General features: G+C 33.9%; 4 protein-coding genes. 1 reads left to right on the forward strand and 3 read right to left on the reverse strand.

What is annotated here, in order from left to right; all coding sequences use genetic code 11:
* Positions 1 to 301: 301 nt before the first annotated feature.
* The 3 genes from QZZ51_RS16210 to QZZ51_RS16220 form a co-directional block, all read right to left on the reverse strand.
* Complete coding sequence (locus QZZ51_RS16210; RefSeq protein ID WP_291871584.1) at positions 302 to 691, reverse strand: DUF2721 domain-containing protein; 390 nt, start codon at positions 689 to 691, stop codon at positions 302 to 304.
* Between the two features lie 45 nt (positions 692 to 736).
* On the reverse strand, positions 737 to 937 hold the full coding sequence (locus QZZ51_RS16215) for a hypothetical protein (protein ID WP_291871585.1): 201 nt from the start codon (positions 935 to 937) through the stop codon (positions 737 to 739).
* A 165-nt stretch (positions 938 to 1102) separates the two neighbouring features.
* Positions 1103 to 3952: a glycosyl hydrolase gene (locus QZZ51_RS16220; RefSeq protein ID WP_291871587.1), complete on the reverse strand. Its 2850-nt coding sequence runs from the start codon at positions 3950 to 3952 to the stop codon at positions 1103 to 1105.
* Between the two features lie 180 nt (positions 3953 to 4132).
* On the opposite strand from QZZ51_RS16220, the gene QZZ51_RS16225 reads away from it, so the two are divergent.
* Entirely contained in the window at positions 4133 to 4456 is a 324-nt protein-coding gene (locus QZZ51_RS16225; protein ID WP_291871589.1) for a hypothetical protein, read from the forward strand.
* Positions 4457 to 4468 lie beyond the last annotated feature (12 nt).

Raw genomic sequence — 4468 nt, forward strand, 5'->3', positions numbered from 1 at the left:
CTCCTTATGATGGTTTTGTGATTGCGCTAAATTTCCAAGCTGTAGTTAATCAAGGGGATGCTTTGTTTCATGTTGGGCAAAGAGAATAAGGTTAAAAAACCTTTTTTGAGATAGTTTTCAGTATACAATTACAAACCGTTTAGTTTGTATTTTTTGTAAATAGCGGTTCTGTAATAGCTATTCTTACCGTTAATCGATTCTTTTTAAAAGGATGCCTAGAAGCCTACTACTAATGATTAGTATAGCAAAACAAAAAAACAAACCAGCCAGTTGGTTTTTTGTTTTACATTAAAGAAAATATTTACGGAATAATATCCTCTAGTTGAATGGAAAGGGCTTTGGTAGAAAGCTGCACTTCTATTAAACTTAGCGTTAATGAAACCATTAAAGCGAAGAGGCTAACTCCAAAAACTATATTAGCAGCCAATGTACTTTCAATGTATATTAAAAACATGGTTATTACTGCAAGTAAAAAACTTATAATAGCAATTGCTTGCATATTTTTTATGATAGATAAGCGTTTTCTTAATTGCTTTACCTGTAGTTCTATTGTAGAAGACTCCGTTTCTTTAAATTTTTGATGTAATTGCCTAATTAAAGCCGCAATCGCTAAATACCTAGCATTGTAAGCTAGCATCGTTAAAGATATGGCTGGAAAAAGTAACGCGGGAATGTTTAAAGTAAGTACCATATTTTATAATTTAGAAAACGGTTTGCTGTTAGTTTCTGTGTCTGATCAAAAATTTTCAGGAATTTCTTGCGTAACCTCTCCAGTAGCAGCCCATTCCACTCCTCTTAAAAAAGTGGTTATAAATCCAACACATTGTACCGAATAATCGGCATGTTCTATAATGCTATGAAAAAAGTTGAACATGGTATAATGCTTATGTGTTTCTACCCTTTGTCCAGGTTTAAAAACTGCAGAGCCATACATCATAAGTTACGGGATATCAGTATTCCCTATAAATTTTTTCTTTTTAATATCTGTAATTATGAGAAGCTCCTATATTCTGGTAATTCTGTTGTATTTACAATTTTTATTTTTTCCCAAAAGTCTAGTTTAGATAGGAGAATACAATTTCTTATAAATTTAGCAAAAATACTATTCTATTTTAAAAGAAGTTTGCTGTTTTTCTGTCTTGTTTTCTAATTGGATAGTGTATTTTCCTTTAGGTAAATATGTTTTGCCATTTTTAGCTTTTTTAAGCTCTTTTTTATTCTTTTTTAAATAGGCAGATTTACCGGCTTTAGAGAAAGCTACATCAAAAGAAAGAATATTATATCCAGGGTCTGCATGGATTTCTGTTTCACTTACAATTACTTTATCTACAGATAAAATTTTTGCATTATAGATTCCTTTTTTGGAGGTGTAAAAAGTAATATCAATTCCAGGTGTTGGTGCTTTGCCCCAAGAACTCCATGAATTTCCCCAGTTGCTAGAATATGTAATTGGGTCTATATTAAATATAGTTAAGTTTTCTCTTTTTATAGTATCTGAATATATTTGTAAATGTGCTATATCTGCTTTGTAAATACTTCTGCCATGTGTGCCAATTAATAAGTGTTTTGCTTCGGGTTGTATTACAAGGTCATGTACCGCAACGTAAGGCATGCCATTTTGCATAACCTGCCAATTAGAACCTTTGTCTAAAGAAACATATAATCCATTATCTGTACCTAAAAACAGTAGGTTTTCATTTTCTGGGTCTTCTAGGATAACATTTACTGCGCCAAGAGGAAGGTTGTTTGCTATATTTTCCCAAGTAGTTCCATAATCATCACTTGCATAAACATAAGGAGTAAAATTATCCTTTCTGTAGCCATTTAGAGTAGCGTAAACACGCTCTTTTTTATGCTTAGATGCTACGACTCTGCTTACCCAGAGATTTTTTGGAAAAGAACCAGAGATGTTAGACCAGCTTGCTCCTGCATCTTTGCTATTTTGTACAAGACCGTCATCGCTACCAGTATATAATAGGCCAAACTTAAAAGGAGATTCGGAAATAGTGGTAAGTGTGCCATAGGCAACATTACCTTTTTTTACTCCTTGGGTTAGATCTTTTGAGATAGTTTCCCAATCATCTCCTTGGTTTAGCGAACGGTGTAGTTTATTGCTGCCTAAGTATAAAATATCTTGGTTATGGGGAGATAGTAAAATTGGAGTTTGCCAATTAAAACGATATGGTGCTTCTCCTAATTCATGTTTTGGTTGAATGTAAGTTTGCTTTTTAGCATTTCTGTTTATTCTATAATAGTTTCCAAATTGATATCCTGTATATACTATATTACAATTTCTGCTATCTATTTGTACTTGCATACCATCACCGCCCATTATAGATTTCCAAGGGTATTCCCCTGTTTGATGCCATCTGGAATTCATGGGGGCATTATGTGGTCCAACCCAAACACCATTATCTTGTAAGCCACCATACACATGGTAGGGTTCTTGGTTATCTACATTTATGGAATAGAATTGGCCAACATTAGCAGAGTTTAATTTAGACCAGTTTTTTCCATCATCATAGGTCATGTTAAGTCCGCCATCGTTACCATTTAATATGTGCCCAGATTTATTAGGGTTAATCCATAGGGCTTGGTGGTCGGAATGCATGTTTTTACCATTTATACCTCTATAGGTTTCTCCTCCATCATCCGAGGTAATTAAAGGAACACCGGTAAGGTATATTTTGTTTTTATTGCTTGGGTCTACCCTGATTTCGCCAAAATAATAACCGTAACTGTAGTATAAGTCCTCTATATAATCTTTGTTTCTTTTTTTCCATGTTTTTCCGCCATTGTCGCTCAAGTAGACTTCAGCGCCTATAACAGGAGTATCAAACAATAAAGAATTTGCGGTTTCTAAGTATTTGGCTATATCTTCTGGTTTAGCAACACCACTACGAACCATTTGCTTTACATTTTCTGCTCTGTATTTTTCTTGAAAATTATTAGTTTTAAGAAAAGCATTCAATTTTTTGTCTTCTATTTTTAAGAAGTCCGCAATAGTCATGCTTTTAAAATCTTCCTTTTTTAAACCTTCATTTTTTTTGGACGGAGTTTTAGATAAGTCTCTTCTAAACTGATTGTCATGTACTGCATAAATTATATTTTCATTAAAAACAGTTACCCCTATTCTGCCAACACCATCCCCAGTAGGGAAGCCACTTTCGGCAGTAGTTATTTTTTCCCATGTTTCCCCTGCATCTGTACTTTTATATATTCCTGAACCATTACCATTACCTTTAAAATTCCATGCTTTTCTATCTTTTTGCCACGCAGAAGCATATATAATGTTGAAATTGTTTGGGGTATGTGCTACATCAATAATCCCAGTATTTTCATCAATAAACAAGGTTTTTTTCCATGTTTTTCCACCATCCATGGTTTTGTACATGCCTCTATCTTTATTTGGAGTATATAAATGTCCTGTGGCACCAACAAGAACTTCATTAGGATTTTCTGGATTAATTATGATTCTACCAATATGGTGTGTATCGTTTAAGCCCATATTTTCCCATGTTTTTCCTTTATCGGTAGATTTTAGGATACCAATACCAGCATAAGAAGAGCGCGAGGAATTATTTTCCCCAGTACCAACCCAAATAGTACCCGTTTTCCAATTCACGGCAATATCTCCAATATTTTGTGTGTTAGAGCTATCCATTATAGGGGTAAAAGAGGTTCCATTATTATTGGTATACCAAAGACCTCCGGAAGCATAACCTACATAAAATTCTGATGGATTTTCGGTATTTACATCCATATCTACCACACGACCACTCATAATCGAGGGGCCTATGTTTTTTAGAGGAATATTCTTTACTAGAGAACTTTTTTCCAAGCTCTTTTTGAGTAATAAACTTTCTTTTACTTGTTTGGAAGTGGTAGTACTAACTTGCCCAAAAGCAAATACGGAAATGGTAAGACTAAAAATGTAGATTAGTTTATTCATAGTTTTATTGGTAAAGAATTTGAATGGGGAAGTTAAGAATAACTTTCATGTGTTAAAAATTTTTCACAGATTCAGAAAAAAATTAGAATGTTGTAAATCAGTATTTAACACAATATAAAATTGCTAATTTGGTAATTTTGTTGTTAATTTATTGATAAATAACCAATTAAAACATGTAAAATGGAAGAGTATTTACCGTTAATCATTCAATTAGTTACTGGTGCTGTTGGTGGCAACGTAGCAGGAAAATTATTAAAAAATTTATCATTAGGTACTGTAGGGAACACTATTGCTGGTCTTTTAGGGGGTGGTATTGGTGGACAAGTACTTGGAATGTTAGGATTGGGAGCAGGAGCTGCTTCTGGTGTGGATGCATCTGCTGCAGTTGATGTTGCAGGAGGAATGGATTTATCTAGCATTTTAGGTAGTGTAGCTGGCGGTGGTGTAGGCGGAGGTATTATCATGGCAATTGTTGGAGTGTTAAAGAACATGATGTCCAAATAGAATAACTAACCA

Source organism: Maribacter sp. (genome assembly GCF_016744255.1).
GTDB lineage: Bacteria > Bacteroidota > Bacteroidia > Flavobacteriales > Flavobacteriaceae > Maribacter_B.

Coding starts and splice junctions, on each gene's coding strand:
- QZZ51_RS16210 (WP_291871584.1), bottom strand. CDS start 691: ATGGTACTTACTTTAAACATTCCCGCGTTACTTTTTCCAGCCATATCT.
- QZZ51_RS16225 (WP_291871589.1), top strand. CDS start 4,133: ATGGAAGAGTATTTACCGTTAATCATTCAATTAGTTACTGGTGCTGTT.
- QZZ51_RS16215 (WP_291871585.1), bottom strand. CDS start 937: ATGATGTATGGCTCTGCAGTTTTTAAACCTGGACAAAGGGTAGAAACA.
- QZZ51_RS16220 (WP_291871587.1), bottom strand. CDS start 3,952: ATGAATAAACTAATCTACATTTTTAGTCTTACCATTTCCGTATTTGCT.